The sequence below is a fragment of the Schleiferia thermophila genome (assembly GCF_003337435.1).
Taxonomy (GTDB): domain Bacteria; phylum Bacteroidota; class Bacteroidia; order Flavobacteriales; family Schleiferiaceae; genus Schleiferia; species Schleiferia thermophila.
Genome location: NZ_QPJS01000001.1, coordinates 818,991 through 842,420, shown reverse-complemented (window position 1 = coordinate 842,420; position 23,430 = coordinate 818,991). Strand labels below are relative to the sequence as shown.

General features: G+C 41.2%; 22 protein-coding genes. 13 read left to right on the top strand and 9 right to left on the bottom strand.

All coding sequences use genetic code 11. The features are described 5' to 3' along the window. Positions 1–15 precede the first annotated feature (15 nt). From xerD to DES35_RS03555, 6 genes are all read right to left on the bottom strand, one after another. Positions 16–918, bottom strand: coding sequence for a site-specific tyrosine recombinase XerD (gene xerD, locus DES35_RS03575; protein WP_037356186.1), 903 nt, complete (start codon positions 916–918; stop codon positions 16–18). Between the two features lie 12 nt (positions 919–930). After that, positions 931–1,488, bottom strand: coding sequence for a hypothetical protein (locus DES35_RS03570; protein ID WP_125039351.1), 558 nt, complete (start codon positions 1,486–1,488; stop codon positions 931–933). A gap of 98 nt (positions 1,489–1,586) precedes the next feature. Beyond that, on the bottom strand, positions 1,587–1,751 hold the full coding sequence (locus DES35_RS11495; protein WP_160171941.1) for a hypothetical protein: 165 nt from the start codon (positions 1,749–1,751) through the stop codon (positions 1,587–1,589). A gap of 253 nt (positions 1,752–2,004) precedes the next feature. Further along, a complete protein-coding gene (gene pyrF, locus DES35_RS03565; protein ID WP_037356181.1) occupies positions 2,005–2,805 on the bottom strand; it encodes an orotidine-5'-phosphate decarboxylase in 801 nt (266 codons plus the stop codon). Further along, positions 2,805–3,887, bottom strand: coding sequence for a peptide chain release factor 1 (prfA, locus tag DES35_RS03560; RefSeq protein ID WP_114365794.1), 1,083 nt, complete (start codon positions 3,885–3,887; stop codon positions 2,805–2,807). Before prfA ends, pyrF begins: the two co-directional genes overlap by 1 nt. Positions 3,888–3,895: 8 nt before the next feature. Beyond that, positions 3,896–5,077, bottom strand: coding sequence for an AIR synthase related protein (locus DES35_RS03555; RefSeq protein WP_114365793.1), 1,182 nt, complete (start codon positions 5,075–5,077; stop codon positions 3,896–3,898). Positions 5,078–5,285: 208 nt separating this feature from the next. Here DES35_RS03555 and ccsA (DES35_RS03550) point away from each other — a divergent pair, with 208 nt between their 5' ends. The 11 genes from ccsA (DES35_RS03550) (at position 5,286) to DES35_RS03500 (ending at position 16,126) form a co-directional block, all read left to right on the top strand. Then, positions 5,286–6,005, top strand: a complete 720-nt coding sequence (gene ccsA, locus DES35_RS03550) for a cytochrome c biogenesis protein CcsA (RefSeq protein WP_051889129.1) — start codon at positions 5,286–5,288, stop codon at positions 6,003–6,005. Further along, positions 6,002–6,208: a CcmD family protein gene (locus DES35_RS03545; RefSeq protein WP_037356172.1), complete on the top strand. Its 207-nt coding sequence runs from the start codon at positions 6,002–6,004 to the stop codon at positions 6,206–6,208. Before ccsA (DES35_RS03550) ends, DES35_RS03545 begins: the two co-directional genes overlap by 4 nt. A gap of 23 nt (positions 6,209–6,231) precedes the next feature. Next, the gene (locus DES35_RS03540) at positions 6,232–6,612 is read left to right on the top strand and encodes a cytochrome c maturation protein CcmE domain-containing protein (protein ID WP_037356169.1); all 381 of its coding nucleotides are present in this window, start codon (positions 6,232–6,234) and stop codon (positions 6,610–6,612) included. A 10-nt stretch (positions 6,613–6,622) separates the two neighbouring features. Further along, positions 6,623–9,052 carry a cytochrome c biogenesis protein CcsA gene (gene ccsA / locus DES35_RS03535; protein WP_037356166.1) on the top strand — a complete coding sequence of 810 codons (2,430 nt, stop codon included), beginning with the start codon at positions 6,623–6,625 and terminating at the stop codon, positions 9,050–9,052. A 5-nt stretch (positions 9,053–9,057) separates the two neighbouring features. Then, positions 9,058–9,708: an ABC transporter ATP-binding protein gene (locus tag DES35_RS03530; RefSeq protein ID WP_037357004.1), complete on the top strand. Its 651-nt coding sequence runs from the start codon at positions 9,058–9,060 to the stop codon at positions 9,706–9,708. Positions 9,709–9,711: 3 nt separating this feature from the next. Then, the gene (locus tag DES35_RS03525) at positions 9,712–10,365 is read left to right on the top strand and encodes a DUF4159 domain-containing protein (protein WP_037356163.1); all 654 of its coding nucleotides are present in this window, start codon (positions 9,712–9,714) and stop codon (positions 10,363–10,365) included. After that, positions 10,343–11,542, top strand: a complete 1,200-nt coding sequence (locus DES35_RS03520) for a class I SAM-dependent methyltransferase (protein ID WP_114365792.1) — start codon at positions 10,343–10,345, stop codon at positions 11,540–11,542. Before DES35_RS03525 ends, DES35_RS03520 begins: the two co-directional genes overlap by 23 nt. A 111-nt stretch (positions 11,543–11,653) precedes the next feature. Continuing rightward, positions 11,654–14,893 (top strand): gliding motility-associated C-terminal domain-containing protein, encoded by a 3,240-nt coding sequence (locus DES35_RS03515; RefSeq protein WP_114365791.1) that lies wholly within the window; start codon positions 11,654–11,656, stop codon positions 14,891–14,893. A gap of 141 nt (positions 14,894–15,034) precedes the next feature. Further along, positions 15,035–15,358, top strand: coding sequence for a thioredoxin family protein (locus DES35_RS03510; protein ID WP_037356157.1), 324 nt, complete (start codon positions 15,035–15,037; stop codon positions 15,356–15,358). Further along, complete coding sequence (locus DES35_RS03505; protein ID WP_037356154.1) at positions 15,355–15,591, top strand: DUF6952 family protein; 237 nt, start codon at positions 15,355–15,357, stop codon at positions 15,589–15,591. The genes DES35_RS03510 and DES35_RS03505 overlap by 4 nt, the downstream gene beginning before the upstream one ends. A 1-nt stretch (position 15,592) precedes the next feature. Continuing rightward, complete coding sequence (locus tag DES35_RS03500) at positions 15,593–16,126, top strand: uracil-DNA glycosylase family protein (protein ID WP_051889127.1); 534 nt, start codon at positions 15,593–15,595, stop codon at positions 16,124–16,126. Between the two features lie 70 nt (positions 16,127–16,196). Here the strand turns inward: DES35_RS03500 and DES35_RS03495 are convergent, their stop codons facing one another. From DES35_RS03495 to tsaD, 3 genes are all read right to left on the bottom strand, one after another. Continuing rightward, positions 16,197–16,403 carry a DUF5522 domain-containing protein gene (locus DES35_RS03495; protein WP_037356152.1) on the bottom strand — a complete coding sequence of 69 codons (207 nt, stop codon included), beginning with the start codon at positions 16,401–16,403 and terminating at the stop codon, positions 16,197–16,199. Position 16,404: 1 nt separating this feature from the next. Then, positions 16,405–17,460: a tRNA preQ1(34) S-adenosylmethionine ribosyltransferase-isomerase QueA gene (queA, locus tag DES35_RS03490; protein ID WP_037356149.1), complete on the bottom strand. Its 1,056-nt coding sequence runs from the start codon at positions 17,458–17,460 to the stop codon at positions 16,405–16,407. 74 nt (positions 17,461–17,534) lie between these two features. Then, positions 17,535–18,566: a tRNA (adenosine(37)-N6)-threonylcarbamoyltransferase complex transferase subunit TsaD gene (gene tsaD / locus DES35_RS03485; RefSeq protein WP_114365790.1), complete on the bottom strand. Its 1,032-nt coding sequence runs from the start codon at positions 18,564–18,566 to the stop codon at positions 17,535–17,537. A gap of 12 nt (positions 18,567–18,578) precedes the next feature. Here tsaD and DES35_RS03480 point away from each other — a divergent pair, with 12 nt between their 5' ends. Next, positions 18,579–23,042, top strand: a complete 4,464-nt coding sequence (locus tag DES35_RS03480; RefSeq protein WP_114365789.1) for a translocation/assembly module TamB domain-containing protein — start codon at positions 18,579–18,581, stop codon at positions 23,040–23,042. After that, complete coding sequence (gene crcB, locus DES35_RS03475) at positions 23,042–23,416, top strand: fluoride efflux transporter CrcB (protein ID WP_114365788.1); 375 nt, start codon at positions 23,042–23,044, stop codon at positions 23,414–23,416. The genes DES35_RS03480 and crcB overlap by 1 nt, the downstream gene beginning before the upstream one ends. Positions 23,417–23,430: the final 14 nt, after the last annotated feature.

Sequence of the window (23,430 nt, the reverse complement as noted above, 5' to 3'; positions counted from 1 at the left end):
AATATCAATGACACATCATTGTCGACTAGATCTGGGATGATACTGCTCTACCACATCTCGTAAGTGTTTTCTGCTTAAGTGGGTGTAAATTTCAGTAGTCAGTATACTTTCATGACCTAACAGGTCCTGCACGACTCTGAGATCTGCACCTGCTTCTATCAGATGCGTAGCAAAACTGTGTCGAAACGTATGTGGCGAAATATTTTTAGTGATACCAGCTTTTTGGGCATAAGATTTTATAAATTTAAAAACTGATACCCTGCTTAATTTAGTTCCATTCTTATTGAGAAAAAGGAAAGTATCTGACTTTCGGGCATCAACATATTTTAGTCGTATTTCATGTATATACGTCTTTAAATATCCGAGACAAATAGTGTGAACAGGGACATATCGTTCTTTATTGCCTTTTCCGGAAATTTTTACCACAGATTCATCCCAGTAAATACTGCTCAGCCGGAGCTCTGTCAATTCACTGACGCGCATTCCGGTAGCATACAAAAGTTCAATGATAGTTTTGTTTCTGAAACCCTCATCGGTTGATACATCAATTGCATCCATTATACTATTGATTTCATCGAGAGAGAGCACCTGAGGATAATATTTTTCAATTTTTGGAACTTCAAGTAATTCTGCCGGATTGTCTTGAATAATTTCTTCAATGCTCAGATATTTATAAAATTGTTTTAAAGAAGAAACAATTCTGGCAATTGTCCTTGATGTTTTGATTTCACGGGTTTTTATCAAATAGCTTTCGAGATCTTTTTGCGTAGCTGATGTAACTGAGATTCCAGAATGGGAACACCATTTATAGAATTGAAAAAGGTCATTTGAATAGGAAGAAATGGTATTTTTTGAGAGACCTCTCTCAAGGCGCAGATATGTGATGAAATCTGTAATCAAATATTCCTCTGAAGTCATTGGAAATCTGCCTTATCTGCTATCTTGATTTCTGAACCAGAAGACTATAAAAATCTGTACCAAAATAATCACCATAAATAGCCAAACTATATAATCTTTTTGAAAAAATTTAGACAATAGATAAAACCCGAAAAAAGCTATTACTATTGCTGCAGACAGTACTACATCTCTAAAGATTCCTGATTCTTCTTTGAGACTTTTTATCTCCAAATCTTCCAACTGTTCGAATCGTTTTTTATCGGACTTTAGAATCTCGGAAATAGTATTCAGTTCTTTTTCAAAAATGGCAGCTATTTTATCCTTGTATTTTTTTTGTTTGAGGTAATAGGAAAGATGAAGCGTTACTTCTGAAATATCCTTTTTGTGAGCTATTATTTCTACATCGAGGTAGCGTTTTGGAATCCATTTGACTCTATAAATACCCAATACCAACGGGCCTGATAATTCCCAGTGATAGGCAGTCACTACGCGGTATCCCATCTCATGCAGCAGCTGGTAGAGGACCCGCTCTGCGTCTCCGGCGTCTTTATTCAGCTGAAAAGTTTTTGAAATGCTGAATTTTTTCTTCATGGGTTGTTCTTTTTTAGCCGGAAAGCACTTTGAAGCGGTTAAAAATACAAAAAGAGGCATACAGCCTCTTTTCAGACAAGTAAATATGTGGCGAATAATTACTCTTTGTGGCCTATGATTTTGTGCGCTAGCTTCGGATTGATTTGCTCAATGGTGATGAGGGTGAGCCAATAACCAATAAAAAGGGAAAGGAAAATCAGCATGCTAAATCCCATGAGAAACACAAAAAGAAATAAAAACCAACCGAGCGTGTATGTGATCATTCGAATACCAATTAACGAACGCAAAAATACATATCAAATTCAATATTCCAACGTCTCGTCCAAATTGTTTTTAACACGTACTGCTGATGACCCGGATACATAAGTGAAATTCATAAGGCATGCTGTAATACATGTAACTATTTTAACTATTGTACTTACACATATTTAACAGATTGGTGATGAGGATTTCTCTCCACGTATATACTTAATGGATTTTCAGCGTATTTCAATTAAGTGTAGCTACATATACCATTCAAATGCCATATTTTTCTGAAACTATGGCTGCCGCTTCCCAGAAATTTTCGGCATTGGATGCATAGAGTATTTCCCTGCTTGAGTTGATCAACAATCCGGCCCCGGCGGAATTGATGCCGGCCTGCAGTGTAAGGCTTAGGTCTCCGCCCTGAGCACCTACACCAGGTACCAATAAGTAATGTTCGGGGACCATGGAGCGAATTACTTTTAAAATTTCTCCATGAGTAGCTCCAGCCACAAACATGAGTTTGTCCTCATCGTAATGGTCTGAAAATTTTTGCAGGACATGTTGATACAATGGCCTGCCATCAGCCATAGGCTGCAACTGAAAATCCATAGCACCTTTATTGGACGTAAGAGCCAGCAAAATGATGTATTTCCCTTCTTTAAAGAATGGTTGTATTGAGTCAATACCCATGTAGGGGGATGCTGTGATGGCATCAAAAGGCATTTCCTCCAAAAATGCCCGTGCGTACTTTTCACTGGTGTTGCCTATATCTGCTCTTTTGGCATCTGCGATTAGAAAAGCAGATGGATATTGCTCTTTGATGTAGAGGGCGGTTTTCATGAGTATATACCAACCTTCATGACCCATTGCTTCATAAAAAGCTGTATTAATTTTAAAAGCTACACAGCGAGGCGCTGTGGCATGGATGATTTTTTGGTTAAACTCCAACACTCTTTGTTGCAATGTTCCGGTAATGCAAGGCGGTATTTTCATGGGGTCTGTATCCAATCCGACACACAGGACTGTTCGCTTGCTTAAGATGAGTTGGTCGAGGCTGTTTTTTGTAAACATCAGATCTCTGCGCTTTCTTTAAGCCGTTCGGCATTTTCCGCTAGCTCCAGTTCTTGAGAGAACCTAAAGAGTTCTCCATTCATTACTTCGTCCAAATTGTAGACCGTCAAACCGATTCTGTGGTCGGTGACTCTGCTTTGAGGATAGTTATAGGTTCTGATCTTTGCTGACCTGTCACCGGTGCTGACCATTGTTTTTCGTTTGGAAGCTACTTCTTCCATTCTTTTCGTATACTCGATTTCAAAGAGTTTGTCTCTGAGCATCTGGAGTGCCCGCTCTCTGTTTGCATGTTGTGAACGCTCGACTTGACAGGTGACCACTATACCTGTGGGTTTATGTGTGAGCATCACTTTGGTTTCAACTTTATTGACGTTTTGTCCACCCGCACCTCCGGACCTGGCTGTTTGCATTTCGATATCGGCCGGATTGAGCTCAAATGAAATTTCATCGGCCTCTGGCAATACGGCTACAGTGGCAGCTGATGTATGCACCCTGCCTTGTGTCTCGGTCTGGGGTACCCGTTGAACCCTGTGCACACCTGATTCGTATTTCAATACTCCGTAGGCTCCCTCTCCGTTTACTTTGAAGATAATTTCCTTATAGCCTCCGGCGGTACCTTCGTTGTAGTCGAGTACTTCTATTTTCCATCCTCTTTTTTCACAATATTTGGAGTACATTCGAAAGAGGTCACCGGCAAAAATAGCTGCTTCATCACCTCCGGTGCCAGCTCTGATCTCCACAGTGCATCCTCTGGAGTCTTCTGGATCTTTAGGCAGCAGCAGCAATCTGATTTCTTCTCTGAGTTGCTCGAGTTTCGGTTCACCTTCTTCGATTTCCATCATTGCCATTTCCTTCAGTTCACTGTCCTTTTCATTTTTTAAAATTTCTTTGGCTTCTTGTATCGATTCGAAAAGCCGTTTGTACTGTCTGCCCTTCTCTACTATTGCCTCGAGCTCTCTGTATTCTCTGTTGAGTTGAATGTATCTTTTCTGGTCTGCAATGATATGAGGTTGGACGATTTGGTCCGCAATATCCTGGAATTTCAACTCCAGTGCATTTAATTTTTCAACTAATGAGTCCATAGATTCTTTTAGCGATACTGTAAGGTTTCTGTTGGGGTAATTAACGTTAATTTTTTACCATTTGCTGAGGGCTCTACCCGTCCGATTATTTTGGCTTCGATATTGAATTCTTCTGAGATTTTAACAATCAGATCAGCCACCTGAGGGTCGCAGTAGATTTCCATTCGATGCCCCATATTGTAAATGGTGTACATCTCCCTCCAGGAAAGTCCAGCAACTTTTTGAATAGCCTTGAAAAGGGGAGGTGTATCAAAGAGGTTGTCTTTGATCACATGTGCGTTTTCGATAAAATTCAGAATTTTGGTTTGTCCGCCTCCGCTGCAGTGGACCATACCATAAATGTGAGATTTACATGCCTCTAGTACGGCTTTTATCACCGGCGCATAAGTCCGTGTGGGGCTCAGGACTGCACTCCCAAAATCAAGTGGTGTGCCTTCCAATTTATCGGTCAAACGATAAGGTCCGGTGTATATGAGATTTGGTTCAAGATCTGGGTCATACGTCTGAGGATATATATCTTTCAGATAACTGTGAAAAAGATCGTGGCGAGCAGCTGTAAGTCCGTTGCTGCCAATTCCGGAGTTGTAATTTTCTTCATAGGTTGATTGGCCAAAGGAGGATAGGCCCACGATGGAAAGTCCGGGTTTAATGTTACCATTATCGATTACCTGGCTTTTTTTCAACCTGGTAATCACGGTGGAGTCTACAATGATGGTTCGGACCAAGTCACCTACATCGGCAGTTTCTCCGCCTGTGAGATGCACCTCGATTCCGAACTGGCTCATCATCTGACAGAATTCTTCATTACCTTTGATAATGCGGCTGATGATCTCACCTGGAATTAACCGCTTATTTCGGCCAATGGTACTGCTGACTAAAAATGGACCGGTAGCCCCTATACATAGCAAATCGTCAATATTCATCACCAGAGCATCCCAGGCTATTCCTTTCCATACATTTACGTTACCGGTTTCGCGCCAATATGCGAAGGCAAGGGAGGATTTAGTACCGGCACCATCGGCATGCATAGCGAGACAAAATTCCTCGTCACCTGACAAATAATCGGGTACTATTTTACAAAAGGCCTTTGGAAAAAGACCTTTATCCAGGTTTTTAATCGCGGAATGAACATCGTCTTTGCTGGCTGAAACACCTCTTCTGAGGTAGTGAGATGACTCTTTTGAAAACATGAGGGCAAAATTACTTCAACAGTTTACAGAATTGCATCAACCCTAAAGCAATTATAAGTCCGCTGACAATAAGACCTCCTTCTGGTCGGGGGGTGAGGTTCGGTAAACGCTTTCTTTTAAATAATCTATAAATCATCGAACGCTCTTATCAATCAATATTCTGGAAAATTTAAGCCTTTTACACAATAGTATATTTGCAAAAAAAATTATGGCAGTCAGAAAATATTGGTGGAAAATCCTTGGGGTTGTTTTGGTGTTTTACACCATAGTGATTGGGTTTTTGGGCGATGTTCCACGGCTGCCGATTTTAAATGAGACCATTCGAAATCTCTATTTCCATGTAACGATGTGGATGGCTATGTTGATTTTACTTGCGGTAAGCCTTATCTACAGCATTAAATATCTCTGCAATTTCGATTTGAAAAACGACCTGATTGCCCAATCATCGGCTCAGGTTGGTATATTATTAGCTGTAATTGGGATATTAACCGGAATGATTTGGGCAAGATTTACATGGGGGGCTTTCTGGGTAAACGATCCAAAACTCAACGGAGCAGCTGTCAGTTTATTAGCTTATTTGGCGTACTTTGTCCTGAGAGGTTCTGTAGATGACAAGGACAAAAAAGCCAGAATTTCAGCCGTTTACAATGTATTTGCCTTTGTTATCATGATTGTCTTCATCCAAATATTGCCACGCCTTACTGATAGTTTACATCCCGGAAACGGTGGAAATCCCGCATTTAGTTCCTACGATCTGGACAATCGAATGCGAATGGTATTCTATCCAGCTGTAATCGGATGGACGCTTATCGCTGTTTGGATTCTTGATTTAAAAATCAGGCTATACCGATTAGAGGACAAAATGAATTTTAAATCGGTCAGTCAATTTGAACCATCAGCCCGTAAAACAATTAGTATTAAAAAATGAACTGCAGACTTTTAACTTTTGTATTTTTCTGGCTCATTGCTCTATCGGCAAGTGCTCAGGCTATGGAAGTGGAAATGGCCGATACACTGCGTGCTGAAGGCAAAATTTATGTAGTGGTTATCGTTTGTCTTCTGGTATTGGGCGGGTTAATTTCATACCTTGTATATTTAGATAAACGAATAAGTAAACTTGAAAAAAAATAGCCAATATTTTTAGCAATCAAAAGATGAAAAAATCTAACATACTGCTGCTGATTTTTATCGCCGTTGCAATCGGTGCAGTAGTAGCTACGATTAGTGATTCAAGTACATATGTCACATTTGAAAAAGCTGAGAAGAACCCCGGCAAAGTGTATACGGTAATAGGTCAGCTCAACCGGGACAAACCAATGGACTTTGATGCCAGAGCAGGTGTATTTTCCTTCTACGCCATTGACAAGGAAGGCGAATCTAGAAAAGTCCTTTATTTTAAGCCAAAACCTACTGACTTTGAGCGCAGTGAAGATATCACTATGAAAGGTTTTGCAACGGATACCGCTTTTATCGCAGACGATATCTTGCTAAAATGTCCATCAAAATACAACGAACAAAATAAATTGGAAGAATAATTCGGCTGTTATGAAGTACATCGGGGAAGCTACGTGGATTGGAGAAGCCGGAAGACTATTTACTTCTCTTGCGCTTGTAAGTGCTTTGTTATCTGCACTGTTTTATTATTTGCATATACAGAAAAAATCAGAGTATTACCAGCAAACAGGCAGGTGGATGTTTTACATCCATGCATTTTCCATTATATCAGTAGTGGCATTGATGCTTGTTATGCTTTCAGGCCATTATTTTGAATACGACTATGCCTGGAAGCACACGAGTAGAAGTCTCGAAAACCGCTACATATTCTCAGCATTCTGGGAAGGTCAGGAGGGTAGTTTTATTCTCTGGATGTTTTGGCATGTGGTACTTTTACTGGTATTTACTTTGACCAATCACAAGTTTGAAACACCGGTATTGCTCATATCGCTCTTGGTTCAGTCTTTTTTGGTGTCCATGATTCTGGGAGTTTATCCCTTTGGGGTAAAAATCGGAAGTTCCCCCTTTGTCTTGATCAGAGAATTGCCGGAAAACATTGGGCTTCCCTGGACACAAATGGAAGATTACCTGCAAAAACTTCCCGGATTTATGGACGGACGGGGTTTAAACCCTTTACTTCAAAACTGGTGGATGACGATTCACCCCCCTACCCTATTTCTGGGATTTGCCTCTACAGTTATTCCATTTGCGTTTGCTTTTGGATCCCTGATCAGTCGTGAATACAAAGAATGGTTAATGCCAGCTTTGCCATGGACTTATTTTTCTTTGGGAATTTTAGGTGCCGGTATCCTTATGGGTGGAGCCTGGGCTTATGAATCTTTGAGTTTTGGTGGTTTCTGGGCTTGGGATCCAGTCGAAAATGCTTCTTTGGTTCCCTGGCTTACATTGGCAGCCGCTGCACATTTGATGATGATAGCCCGGACAAAAGGCACTGCACTGCGCACCAGCTATTGGATGATATTTCTGACGTATTTTTTTATACTTTATTCCACGTTTCTCACCAGAAGCGGAGTATTGGGCGATGCTTCCGTTCACTCCTTTGTAGATCTAGGGCTCAACGGGCAGCTTCTGGCGCTTCTCCTGTTTTTCCTCATCATCCCTTTTGTATTTTTTGGTCTTAGATATAAGGAGATCCCTGACAAATCGGAAGACGAGACTTTCTACAGCAGAGAGTTCTGGATGTTTGTGGGTGCCTTAATATTGCTCGTTTCTGGTTTCCAAATCATATTCAGCACTTCCATTCCTGTACTGAATAAGCTGATTGGACCCGAAGGTCTGGTTAAGTTACTGAGTGAAAACATGGCCCCTCCAGTGGATGCCATCCAGCATTACAACTCGTTCCAACTGCCCTTTGCCATAATCATCACACTGCTGATGGCAGTAGGTCAGTTTTTTGGTTACCGGCAAAAAAAGGCAGGGCGATTTTGGAAAAGCATAACAACCTCTGCCGCTATTAGCCTTGTAGTGACAGTATTTTTTGCCTCCTTCTTCGATATGTGGAAACATCCCCTGCATACTCTCTTCACATTTACATCGGCATGGGCATTCTTTGCCAACCTGGATTACTGGCTTAGACTCGCTAGAGGTAAATGGACTGTATCAGGTCCATCGGTAGCACATGCAGGCTTCGGGCTCATGATGCTGGGAACAGTGATCAGCCAGGCCAACCAAAAAATCATTTCAAAAAACCGCACCTACATTGCGGAAAATATTCCGGCAAGTGAAAATGTTTTGTTAGAAAAGGGAGATACCATCAGCATGAACCCGTATTATCTGGTTTGGACCGATGTATGGCAGGAAAATTACAGAAGGTATTACAAAATTGACTTTCTTCAACCTGATGGAGAACAACTCAGGCCCGCATTTAGCGTGGTTCCCCACATTCAAATCAATGACCGAATGGGTTTGGTAGCAGAACCAGGAACCAAGCACTATTTACATAACGACATATATACTTTTCTCTCCTATGCTTCAGACGTACAAAACAGAAATTCACCCGATGGGTATGGAGACGAAATGGAATTTATGATAAGCAAAGGCGATACATTCATCGTTGACAGATATTTTATGGTACTGGATAGCATTTTAGGCAATACGACCCGCGACCTGAAAACCGGTGAAATAAAAACCGTTTCAGTCGAAGCAGTAGTTCGTCTGATTTCAGCAGTGGGCAATCGATATGAATTAAGGCCCAAGTATTTTATTGACGAACACGGAGTGGTCAATCACCTTGATGCCGAATCTGAAGATGCTGGCATCAAAATACGGTTCAAGGACATCGACCAGGAAAAAAACAAACTTGTTTTCACCACGTGGAAAAAACTCGACGATGGACCGGATTTTATCATTATGAAAGCCATCATCTTCCCGGCCATTAATTTGTTATGGGCTGGTATCATCATGATGACCTTTGGGATTTTTTTAGCCGTCTATCAGCGAAATAAACTCAGAAAAAATTGACCTCTTTGATCAGAGCCAAAAACATTTCAAAAACATACGGAACGGTCAAAGTCCTTAACGACATTTCCGTATCCATTCCTAAAAGCAGAATCGTGTCCATTGTAGGCCCATCCGGTGCTGGGAAAAGTACACTTCTCAGCATCCTGGGAGCACTGGAAAAAGCCGATACAGGAGACGTATTTTTTGAAGATGTAGCCTATGCTTCCCTATCAGAAAAAAAACTTGCAGCCCTGAAAAACAAAGAAATCGGCTTTGTTTTTCAGTTTCATCATCTGCTGCCTGAGTTTACAGCAGTTGAAAATGTCGCCATTCCGGCCATGATTTCCGGCCTCGGAAAAAAAGAAGCAGAACAAAAAGCCATTTACTGGCTAGAGAAAACCGGGCTATCTCACAGATTAAAACACAAACCCGCTCAACTTAGCGGAGGCGAACAGCAGCGGGTTGCCATAGCAAGGGCACTTATCAATCATCCAAAAATCGTAATGGCCGATGAACCAACGGGCAATCTTGACACCAAAAACACAGAACACATTATCCAAATTTTTAAAGACCTCAACTCAGAATTGGGAATAACTTTTCTGATTGTAACTCACAATGAAAACTTAGCCAGATCCTCAGATGAGATCATATTTTTACGGGATGGGAAGATCCAGTAGCATATGAAAACTGCTTTGATTTTGGTACTATCGGCATTGGTTCACTTTGGCGCTGCTGCTCAGGCACTTAAAATAGCCGTCTTAAAATACGCCGGTGGGGGCGATTGGTATGCCAACCCTACCTCCTTACCAAATCTGATAAAATTCTGCAACGAACACCTGCCCGCCCGTATTCACCCCGAACCTGATGTGGTAGAACCTTCGTCGGCCGACTTGTTCAACTACCCCTTTCTTCATGCTACAGGTCATGGCAATATTTTTTTCACCGAAAACGACGTAAAAAATCTTAGAAAATACCTGTTGAACGGAGGATTTCTACACATTGACGATAACTACGGAATGGACCCCTATGTCAGGAGGGAAATTCAAAAATTATTTCCCGAAAAAAAACTAGAATTGCTACCGGATTTTCATCCGATTTTCACCCAAAAATTTCCTTTTAAAAACATTCCGAAAATTCACGAACACGATGGCAAACCCGCTCAGGCTTTCGCCATTTTTCACAACGGAAGAATCGTTTTGCTCTACACCTATGAAACAGACCTGGGAAATGGTTGGGAAGACCAGGAAGTACACAACAATCCTGAAGAAGTTCGCCAAAAAGCACTAAAAATGGGATGCAACATCCTTCAATATGTCTTTAACTACTCTTTATGATGAACTGTCATCAGGCCTTGAGCAAGGAAACTTCGATTTTATCTTAAAAGAACTTCATCAGACTGGATTTGAAAAGTGTCGCCTGAAATTTCAGCAAAATCCGCTCTTCTATGAAGCCCTCAACCAATTGTACATCAGACAGAAATATCGAGGAAAGATTAAGCCTCTGATTGAGCGTTACAAAGGTTGGATTTTTCCTCACGGTATTTCCCTGCAGCAGTCATCCCATCCTTTTACAGCAAAGCTCAAGTCGTCATTGGCCGTGAAGTACCACACGGTAATTGACCTAACCGGTGGGTTGGGTATGGATAGCTGGGCATTTGCCAACGCAGGGAAAAAAGTGATATACGTAGAAAAAAACAGCGATATTTTCCGCTTTGCAGAGTACAATTTCGGTAAATATCTGCCTAATGTAGAATGTCACAATGAAGAAGCACTGACATGGCTTGAAAAAAACGGCAAAAGCTATACGAGAGCCCTGGTATACGCAGATCCGGCTCGCAGAGACACAGCCGGAAACAAAGTATTTCTATTCCACCACTACCAACCGGAACCAAAGGCGATACTCAAGCAGTGCAGAGATTTACAATTGGATCTAATGCTAAAGTTGAGCCCAATGGCCGATATTCAATACATATGGAAAGAATTGGACTCCAATTCAAAAGTCCTGGTACTCGGTGTCGAACAAGAACTCAAAGAATTGGTCCTTTTGTATCAACCACAAACCCAACAGAAGTACATCGAAATCTGGTTATGCAGCGAAGAACCTGAACTGATGTTTTCCGGTACAACGACCCAAAAGGCGGAAGTACCACTCGTAGATTCGCCTGAAAAATATGTTTATATACCGCATCCCGCCTTGTGTAAGATTCATGCCGATACACACCTTGCCGGTGTACACCATTTGCGCGCTTTTCATCCACTCGCTAAGATTTACACCGCAGAACAAGCTTATCCGCTGAAAGGATGGAGAGTTTTCGAAACAATAACCAGCACAACACGGCTCAAAGATATCTCTGTGAAAGAAGCGATGATCGTAACTGGCATTTTTCCGCAAAATGCCAGTGAAATCAGAAAAAAACACAAGTTTAATGAAAGTGATATAACACTGTTGGTAGCTACAAAAACTTACAAAAACAAGAATTTATGGATTTTAGCAAAAAAAATAGCTCTATAAAAGGACGTCTGGCAAAATTTTTAAGCACTTTTGACGTAGAAACTGTTATACTGTAAGTTTGTAATAAATTCGGAAATTGTGGTACCACGATTGTTAACAATATGTGCTCTGATGCTGATTGGTTTTGCGCTGAAATCACAGAACGCACAATTTGTTCACAATGCAGGGCAATGGCCACAACCTTTTGAATACACAGTCAAGCTCAGCAACGGGCAGATCTATTTTGAAAATGGGCTGATAAAAATTCTGCTGGCACACCCATGGGATCTGGCTAATTTTCACGGTCCTCAGCACAGGGAAGATGTTCCGCGAACTTTCGGGGCCTCTCTGACAGGATATGTCCCCGGACAAATCAGAGCTCATGCCTATCAAATGGTATTTGTCAACTCCAATCCGAATTCAAAAAAACTGGGAATCGGAAAAAAAGAATTTTATCACAACTATTTTTTGGGAAACGATCCGAAAAGATGGAAATCAAATGTGCAGGTTTACAGTGGGGTTACGTATGAAAACCTATATCCGGGCATTGACTTAAAATTCTTTGACAATGATGGAGATTTCAAATATGAATTTAGAGTCAAACCAGGCAGTGACCCATCGCAGGTCAAGATCAAATACTTGCATACCGACGGAATGCGCATAGATTCGGAGGGCAATCTAATCATCATTACCAATGCAGGTCCAGTACGGGAAAGTCCCCCGTTTTGCTACCAAATCATCCACGGCCAATTGGTACGAGTCAATTGTCATTATCAACTTAATGACAACGAAATTACTTACAAAATCGGAAAGTATAATCCAAACTATGAACTAGTAATCGATCCTACAATAGTATTTTCTACATTTTCCGGCTCGACTACCGACAACTGGGGATTTACCGCTACATATGATCTTGACGGAAATTTTTATGCCGGCGGAATTGCGTTTGGAAACGGATATCCCACCACACAAGGAGCCTTTCAGGAAAATTTTGGGGGTTCTTCCGGGCCCTTCAACACCACAGACGTCGCCATATCAAAATTCAATCCCACTGGCACACAGCTGATTTATTCGACCTATTTGGGTGGAAATGGCAGCGAACAGCCTCATAGCATGGTAGTAAACAGCAACAATGAACTGATTGTATATGGCATCACCGGTTCAGGCAATTTTCCTGTCACTCCAAATGCTGTACAAACAAACTTTGGCGGAGGTGCCAACTTTCAGATTGGTAACTATTCCTATCAAAACGGAAGTGATATTTACATCACGCGATTTAATGCAACAGGCTCTGCACTCTTGGCTTCCACATATTTGGGTGGCAATGGCAATGATGGCCACAATGCACCCCTAGTCCGGAATTACGGAGACTACGCAAGAGGTGAAGTGATAGTCGACTCAGTCAACAACATCTACATCGCCTCTTCGACCAACAGCACAAACCTTTCATTTCCAGGACAGGCATTTAACTACTCCGGCCAGCAAGATGCTATTCTGGTAAAATTCACCCCCAATCTCAATCAAATCTCATGGGGTACCTTCTACGGAGGTACAGCGCAGGATGCAGGGTACTCCGTCAAGGTGTTCAATCAATTCGTTTACCTTTGTGGAGGTACCACAAGTACCAATTTGCCTACCCACAATGGTGCCTTCCAAAACACCCTAGCTGGAGGCATCGAAGGTTACATAGCACGCTTCTCAGCACTTAACGGTGCTTTTCAGAGGGGCACCTATTTTGGCTCCAGTGCATATGACCAACTGTATTTTATCGACCACAACCGCAACGGAGAAGTATATGCCATGGGGCAAACACTCGGAACTTTTGTCAAAACCCCTGACAAATACGGTCAATCCGGCAGAAGTCAAATCGTCTTTAAAATGAATCAAGACCTGACCACCATACAGTGGTTGACCACATTTGGCAGTGCGCCGGGAGTAATTAACATCTCTCCGGCTGCTTTTAATGTGGATGAATGTTTTAATATTATGCTGAGCGGATGGGGAGGAGCCGTCAATAGTCCTCCTGCTAATCCAATAGCCAACGGAACTACCAACGGACTACCCGTGACCTCCGATGCGTTTCAAAGTACAACCGACGGAAGCGACTTTTACTTTATGGTCCTGGGAGCCGATGGAGCGTCACTGAAATATGCCACTTTTTTTGGGGGAAGCTCCAACGAACACGTCGATGGCGGCACAAGTCGCTTTTCTCCGGAAGGTATCATTTATCAGGCCATTTGCGCAGGTTGTCAGAACGGTACCTTCCCCACAACTCCGGGAGTATTTAGCCCCACAAGGGGAGGACCCAATTGCAACCTTGGAGCAGTCAAAATCGATTTTGACAACTTTGTTCGGGCAGAGGCCGAAGTAGAACTCACTCTCAAGATTGACTCCGTTTGCAACAATTACATGGTAGTCTTTAGCAACAATAGCGTCAATGCTCAACTGTTTTTCTGGGATTTTGGAAATGGTCAAACCTCTACACAGGCCAATCCATCCATAGTTTTTGTAGGCCCTGACACCTTTACAATAAAATTAATTGCACAAGACACATTGTGCAATCTTTTTGACACAACAGAATTGTCTGTATACATACCGGAGTTTCCACCTCCAAAGGCAGAAATCTCTACCTTCTTTAGAGAATGCGACAGCGAGTATAAAATCACAGTCGAAAACAGGTCTACCAACGGCAACCAGTTTTTTTGGGATATGGGCGATGGTACTACATACACTGGACTTAGTCAACTCACTCACAAGTACCCGTCACAAGGTTCATATACGGGCTTTTTTGTCCTGATTGATACTGTATGTGACCAGCGTGATACAGTATTTTTCTCAGCACAATTCAGCGATACTACTATAGCTGAACCGGAAATTACCTCCGTAAAGCCCAAATGTCCTGAAGGCTCCTTTGAGTTTGTGATCATCAATACGGAACCTCACTTTCAATACATCTGGGATTTTGGCAACGGAAATATACGGATTGGGCGTTTCCCGGTTTTTAATTATACAGAATCCGGTAATTATACCATTCGACTGACAATAATTGATTCGCTTTGCAACAGAGAATACAAATTTGAAATACCCGTAACAGTCGATTACTACGGAGATTTCTTTTACATCCCAAATACGTTTACCCCCAATGGCGATGGATTAAACGATGTTTTCTTCCTGGCAGGTGCTGAATGTCTCGAAAGAGCCCGGCTTGAAATCTACAACCGATGGGGACAGCTTGTATTTGAAACAGATGACCCCTTCAATGAATTCTGGGATGGTACCTTTCAGGGTAAAGATGTCCCACAAGGTGTCTATCCGTATATCTTCTATCACTACCGCGGACAAAGAAAAGGAACGGTGACGTTGTTCAGATAAACTGTTACAACCAATCCGGAGCTGATTTCCTGAGACGAAGCAAATCCGGCTGTTTAAAACATAGCGATAAACAATCACATTATTGATTCTATTGAAAAAAACTAACTTTCTAACGCTTTACTTTTGCCAAAAAATCAAAAAATGGCAGTAGTTGTAGCTAATGATTCAAATTTCAGCGACCTGATTCAGAAAAATTCAAAAGTAGTCGTCAAATATTATGCTGATTGGTGTGGTGCCTGCAAGATGTTTGCCCCAAAATATCGCAGGATAAGTGAAGAAGAATTGTACCAAGAAATACTCTTCCTCGATGTAAATGCTGAAGAAAATCCAGAAGCAAGGCATGCAGCCGGAGTCGATAATTTGCCCTATCTGGCTGTTTTTAAAGATGGTAAATTGCTAGAAGGCGGAGCATCGGGCAAAGAAGAATATCTGAGAAAACTACTTACAAAACTCAGCGAATCATGAAAATACCCGCAATAAAAAAATTGCTTTCCTTCGACCTCGACCAGCTGATACAAGCTGAAAAAGACTTGTACGATGAAAAACAAACGCAAATTCAGATTGAAGGTGAGGATGAAGGCGAACAACTCACCCATGTGCTAGCAGCTATCTGGATCAAAGAGCAGATTGCCAATGGAATGACTGAAAACGAGGCACTCAGGGCATATACACAAAGAGTGAGAAACTCCATCAGCTAACGTGTCCGTTAAAGTATACCATCGATTCAATCCTTTTATTCCACCCGGAATCAAAATCCTCATCATAGGAACATTTAATCCTGATGTGCCGTGCAATGCGGCACATTTTTATTACAGTAGACCTCAGAATCACTTCTGGAGAATTTTACCAGCTGTATACGATTACCCCAATCTTAAAAAGGCTTCGCCGGCCGAAAAGCAGAATTTTCTCAGCATTCATCATATCGGATTAGCGGATCTTATACTATCGGTTAATGTAGAAACCGGTTGTGAATGTAATTTTTCTGACCAATATCTTGATGATAAAGTGTTGGAATGGTTTCCTGTAGAAAAAGCCATTCTCAATCACCCCACCTTGAAGCTGGTAGCATTTACCAGAAAATCCTTTGAAAAGATTCCAGCTATTCGACATCGGATACATCAAGTCAAAAGCACATGCCAAAGCGCAAGCATTGCATTTGCCTTCTTGCCCACTCCATCAAGAGGTATCACTGACCAGAAACTACTTGACTGGAAAAATGTTTTGAACATTTAGGTCAGAAGTATGCTCTCAAATACTTTTATGGCTTAGCCCCAACTCCACTTTTAGCCTTAAATAGAATAGTTCAGGATAGATGATCTTCTGACCTTTTCCCGGGCCTATCAAATTTTCCGGTCAATTTATTGAAACCATAAGGGCAATGTCTGCAACCGCTTTGGCAACAATATCCTCTGTCGAGGTGATATTTTGCGGTGTAAACGATATAGCCTTCTGAAGTTTTGTAGTAGTCAATTCCCTCTTTCAGCTCAGTAAAGGGTCTTCTGAATTTCATTTTACAAAATCAGCATGGCATCTCCATAGCTCAAAAATCTGTATTTTTCCTTGATGGCCTCATTGTATGCCTCCATCATCAGCTCATATCCCATATAAGCACTTTTGAGCATCAGAATGGTGGACATTGGAGCATGAAAATTGGTAATAAGTTTCAGAGGTAATCTGAATTTATAGGGTGGATATATAAACTTGCTGATCCAACCTTCAAATGGGATGATTCGGTTTTCGGTGGTAAGTGAGCTTTCAAGGGCTCGAAGGGTTGTGGTTCCTACACTCACTACTTTGCGGTTTTCATCCAGGGCCTGGTTTATCTTTCTTGCAGATTCCGGATAAATCCAGACCTGTTCGCTATCCATTTTATGCTTGCTGAGATCTTCAACCTCTACCGGCTTAAAAGTACCCAGACCAACATGCATGGTTATTTCAGTGGACTCAATTCCTTTAATTTCCATTTTTTTCAGGATCTGCTTGCTAAAGTGCAAACCACTAACAGGAGCTGCTACTGCTCCCTCAACTTTGGCATAGATAGTCTGGTAGCGTTCTTCGTCTTCTTTGTCGGCCTCGCGCTGCAAATATTTGGGAATGGGCATATGACCCAGTTCAACTAGTTTTTTTCGGAATTCTTCGTATGTGCCATCGAAAATGAAGCGAATGGAACGTCCACGGCTTGTTGTATTATCGATAACTTCAGCTACCATCGATTCGTCTTCTCCGAAATAAATTTTGTTGCCGATACGGATTTTTCTTGCTGGATCTACCAGCACATCCCAAAGACGGGTTTCAGCATTTAATTCTCGTAGAAGAAACACCTCGATGCGCGCTCCCGTTTTTTCCTTATAACCGTAAAGTCTGGCTTTAAATACTTTTGAATTATTGAATACGAAAAGGTCTTTCTCTTCGAAGTAATCAAGAACATCTTTGAAGGTTTTGTGCTCGATTTTACCGCTGTCTTTGTGCACTACCATCAGACGGCTGTCGTCTCTATGAGGCAATGGGCGAATGGCGATAAGTTCTTTTGGAAGTTTGTAATTAAAATGCGACAGCTTATACTTCATTGCTTACGGGCATTGAATTTTAGCCCGCGAAAGTAGGAAAAAAAGATTTTTTCGATAATCAATTAAAGATTAAATTATTTTCCTACCATCCAACGAGCTACAGGCGACATATGCCCATCCGTTCTCGAAATTTTTTTTGTGAAATAATAATATCCCGTGATGGCAATCATCGCACCATTATCCGTACAGTATGCCGGATTAGGAAGATACAGTTTGATCTTCATTTTGTCAGCCAGCTCTATCAGTGATTTCCTGAGCGCGGAATTGGCCGATACACCGCCTGCTACAGCCAGGCGTTTGATATTGGTGTCTTTTAACGCCTGAAGGAGTTTTTTTAGTAAGGTATCAATGATGGCCTGCTGAACTGACGCGGCTATGTCATTCAGGTTTTTTTGTATGAAATCAGGATCTTTGGCGATATACTTCTCAAGTGTATACAGTACAGATGTTTTCAACCCGGAAAAGCTATAATCATACCCGGCAACCACAGGTCTGGCAAATTGAAACGCAGACGGATTGCCGCTTTTTGCCAGTCGGTCAATCATCGGTCCGCCTGGATAAGGAAGTCCCAGTAATTTAGCAATCTTGTCAAATGCCTCACCGGCAGCGTCATCAGTAGTTTGACCTAGTACTTCCATAGCGGTAAAATCACTTACCAAAACCAGCTGGGTATGACCCCCGGATACAGTGAGACAAAGAAATGGAAATTCGGGTGGCGTTTGAATCTCATCTTCTATAAAATGAGCCAGAATGTGAGCTTCCATATGATGTACCGGTATGGTTGGAATATTGAGCGCACTGCCCATCGCCCGTGCAAAACTGGAACCAACCAATAAGGAGCCCATTAACCCGGGTCCACGTGTATAAGCGATAGCAGTCAACTGTTTTTTTGAAACTCCGGCCTCTTTGAGGGCCGTTTCGACCACAGGTAATATGCTGAGATGATGAGCTCTGGAAGCAAGCTCCGGGACTACTCCACCCCATTGTGCGTGAATTTTTTGTGAAGAAACAATATTGGTAAGAACTTTGCGACCGCTTAATACAGCAGCCGAGGTGTCGTCACAAGATGTTTCGATGCCTAGAATGATAATATTTTCGCTCATTATATTCTTTAAAAGTTGCGAATTAAGAAAAAACTTTTAGTACGAATTTTCAAAATTACCTCAGTTCTTGCCAAAGGTATAATCATATCAGGCATATCAATGGCATTGCTTCTTGCCAATCCCATCGTGCAATCCTACCTGGCACAACAGGCCATAGTGTGGCTGAGAAAGAATAAGAACATAGATATCCGATTAGAAAAAGTGCAATTGATATTTCCTAACCAGGTAGGACTAAAAAATGCGGTGCTCTATGACGATTATGGCGACACGGTGATTTATATCAACAAACTCCGCCTTAGCTTTACCTCCTTTGGGAATGATTTTCAAAATATTGTCCTTAGCAAAGCGTATTTTGACAGCACCCACTTCTATCTGCTCACCCACCCAGGCGACAGCATTAACGGATTTATGCATTTTTTGGACAAACTCCAAACTTCTCAGCAAGATAGCACTCCAGGCACATTTCGTCTCCGTATCAACGACATTCACTTCGACAAATTCCGCTTCAAACGCATTGATGTCAATAATCCGAAGTTACCTGCTTTTGATGTGTACAATGCTCATTTGAGGTTCAGAAACTTTATCCTTTCCGAAGATAGTATCCATGCCAAACTCACAAAAGCCTACGGAACCGATGATGGATTTTTCAACATCGAATTTCTGGAATCTGACCTGACTTATGCCGACGACCATTTATCGGTTTTCGGTTTAAAAGCCAAAACATCTGAAAGCAATCTAAACGTTACAGCCAGATTGCTGTACAATTCACCGGAAGCTTTCAATCAGTTTGCTGATTCAATACTGTTGGAAGTTGATTTCAAACCCTCAACAGTCAGTGTAGGAGAAATAAGGTCTTTGTTACCCATATTCCCAATGATTGATGATTTCAGGTTAGCAGGAAAATTCTACGGAAGTTTGAACGATTTTCAGCTGAATCTAAACCAATTGGATGTAGGTAATATAACTACACTCTCCGGAGACTTTTTCCTCAGAAATCTGATCGAAAATCCATCCGATTTGTATCTCAATTTACAAATACATCAGTTTACATCCAATCTAATCCATAGTGCTCATTTGTACCAAATAGTTCTCAATGATTCGCTACCGGAAATATTGTACAATGAAACCGAATTTACAGCTTCTGGACAGATAATAGGCAATTTTACAAAAATGGAAGCTAAAATTGACTTCCTGGTCAACAAACAGGAGAAGTTAAATTTACAATTTTCTCTGAGCGAACTACAAAATACCCCAATATATTCAGCCTACATTCAGTTGGAAGATGTACAAATGGGAAACATTCTGCAAGTTCCATCTTTAGGAAAAACAACCGGAACTTTTGACCTTCGGGGAAGAAGTTTTAATCCGGAAGATATAATACTCACTGTAAAAGGAAATATCAATCGAATAAAATATGAAAAATACACGTATCAGGATATTAAAATAAATGAATTTGTCCTTTCGCCCGAGGGATATTCAGGCAATATTTTTGTAAACGATCCCTATCTCAATGCACGGGTTAAAATAAATAACCAAGGCAAATCGAGTCTTGATTTTACTGAGTTTGCTATCCATTTAATACACTCAAATCCATTAAAACTTCTCTGGACATCCGATAGTCTCACCCATTTGAGTTTAAACGTACGAGGTGTTATCGATTTCAGACAAACTGCCAATCCCGTCGGAAATATAGTCATCAATGAACTGAATGCAGAAAATACAATCGGATACTACCATTTTGAAGAAATTAAAATTTTAGCAAAATACCACGAGAAGAGATACAATGTAGTGCTTCATTCAGACCTGGCAGATATGAGCATAACTGGAACGTATTCACTTTCCAAACTTCAGGATTATCTGGATGATTGGATTGGAAAAAGAACGTGGAAAATCCCTATGGACAAAGTATCCTACAGGGACGTAAATTTCTCCATTGATGGTACTTTTAAAAATCTTGACGCTTTGTTCAGTCTTTTTTATTTGGATTACATAAAAATAGAGACCGGTACACGAATACACCTGAAATACGATGGAAATCACTCAAATATCCAGCTAAATCTGCAAAGCCCGGGTGTCAAATACGACAAAATCCAAACAGGAAAGCTTACTGCACAAATCAGTTACGACGAATCTTACGTTACTACTGCCATCATTCAACTTAAAAAAAGCCGGTATGACGAAATCAATTTAGAGGCAGTCACAGTGACAGTGGTCAATACCCTTGATTCAAATTCGTTTGAAATACTCTGGGATAAAACAGATTCACTGCCGAGTATAGGGCATATAGACGGCTGGTTGGTAAAAAACAAATTGAATCAGTTTCGACTGCATTTTGACAATTCCAATTTCAATATTGGTAGTGAATATTTTATCATAAACCCCAATAATTATTTCGACTTTGAAGAGAATAAGATATCAGTAAACAATTTTCAAATTATCAATGGGCAAAGAACGCTATTGGCCAACGGAATGATATCAGAAAGTCCATTTGAAGTGTTGAGGGTGAATTTTAATGATTTCAGAATTGATCTTTTCAATATTTTTCTCAGACCTATCCATTCAAAGCTTGACGGAATCATGCAAGGAGAAGTAATTTTAAGTAATCTTCTGAAAGAGCCAAAATTTGCTTCAGATTTTAAAGTTGATTCTTTGATCTTAAACAATAATTTCGTTGGAGATTTATTCTTTACTTCTGATTGGAATCCCGAATCGCAAATTATATCTGTTAACAGCTATATCACAAGAGGACAACTTCGAACTTTAGAAACTTCAGGAACCATTACCTCTGTAAGAGATTTCGAATATGATTTCAGGATATTAACCACCCGATTCCGGATAAATGCTCTAAGTCCGATTCTCGGTGATTTTGTACAAAACCTGAGAGGTACTGTCAATAGTGATTTGCACCTAAAAGGTAGAACGGGTGAACTCAACATCGACGGAAAAGTAATCTTTCCCAACCTTGGACTTACTATACCTATGTTGGGTACAGATTACAACATCGAAGGCGCACCGACTGTCACTATCAACAATAGAAGAATAAACTTTTCAGAGCTAATCATTCGGGATACCAAAACAAATAGCCAGGCTGTATTAAATGGCGAAATTCTGCACAATAATTTTTCTGATTTCAGATTAAATTTTCTGATTGATGCCAATAAATTTCTGGCTTTAAACACAACTGCTTCTTCCGACAATTTATACTATGGGACAGCCTATGTAACCGGAAAAATCGCAATCACCGGCCCCGTTGATGAGGCCATAATCGATGTAAATGTGCGCACCGAAAAGGGTACTCTCTTTGCGCTGCCCCTCAACAATCCCACTGAAGTAGGCAGACAATCTTTTATCAAGTTTGTAGAGCCAACCTCCGAAAAGAAGGATGAAAGGCCAACTATTAACACTGGTGGATTTACACTTAGATTTACTATAGAGGTCACTCCAGATGCAGAGGCACAGCTCATACTCGATGACAGGTACAACGACATGATGAGGGCCAATGGTTCAGGAAAACTTACACTGACTGTACCCCCAAGCGGCAACATTCATCTGGTAGGTAGTTATCAGATCTCAAAAGGTGTATATAATTTTAATTTTCAAGGACTTATCTCAAGAAAATTCATCATTGAGCCCGGAAGCAGCATTACCTTTACCGGGGATCCACTGGCAGCCAACCTCGATATCACGACCCGTTATTCTACTCGTACCACCTTGAGGGGACTCCTCACAGATGAAAGATTTACCAACACTCGAACGCAGGTAGATCTGCTGCTGAAAATTTCAGGGATTATGTTTCAACCGGAAATTTCCTTTGATTTACAAGTACCAAGAGCAGCTCCTATGGTTCAAACCGAAATCAACAATGCCCTGGCTGACAGAGACAGGCTTACACGACAGGCTTTTTCTTTGTTGCTGCTCAACAGTTTTATGATGGACGACTTTACAGTAGCCAATACGTCTACCAGCTCTACGCTGGTATACGATGCTTTTGTAAATCAGATATCAAACCTGATTGGCCAGCGCTTGAAAGGTGTGGACATCCGGCTTGGATATAGCCAGACCAATCTCCAGGGGCAAGGAAATATCAATCAACAGCAAGACCTTGAACTTGGTATTTCAACCACACTTTTTAACGACCGATTTGTAATAAATACAAATTTTGACATCTCCACGCAGCAAAGTCCTGGTAATGTGCGAAGAAATGACTTTGCCGGAGATGTGGAGCTCGAATATCTTATAACACCCGATGGAAAAGTCAGGGCCAAAGCCTTTAACCGGTCTTTACAAAACAGAATCGGGCTTGAACAGGTAGGCGACTATGCTCAGGGAGTTGGAATTTCTTACCGCACTAATTTTGACTCCTGGTTTTCCGACATCTTCCGGATGCGAAGAAAGAAAACTAAAGAAAATATACATTTCGAAGAACCCGATACAACGACTGACTCCTCTTCATCCTGGTATCCTAAAAATATAGAGTGATGGAAATAGTAAAATACACAATTATTGCTGGCATTGGAAGTTTTATCGGCGGGACTGCCCGATATCTGATTTCGGTATTTGTTCAGCAGTTATACAAGATAGGTTATCCTGTAAGCACTTTATTTGTAAATATTTTTGGCAGCTTTTTAATCGGCATCGTGTTGGCCTTCTGGCAGAGAGATATCGTCTCCGATAGTTGGCGAATCTTCCTGGCCACTGGAATATTAGGTGGTTTTACGACCTTTTCTTCGTTTTCTCAGGAAGTTATGCTCATGATGCGTTCCGGCGAATTTTATAGTGCTTTTTCTTACATCGGAGTAAGTGTACTCCTTGGAATTCTTGCCTGTTCCCTAGGTTTTTTGATGGCCAAATGAATACCGACAGATAA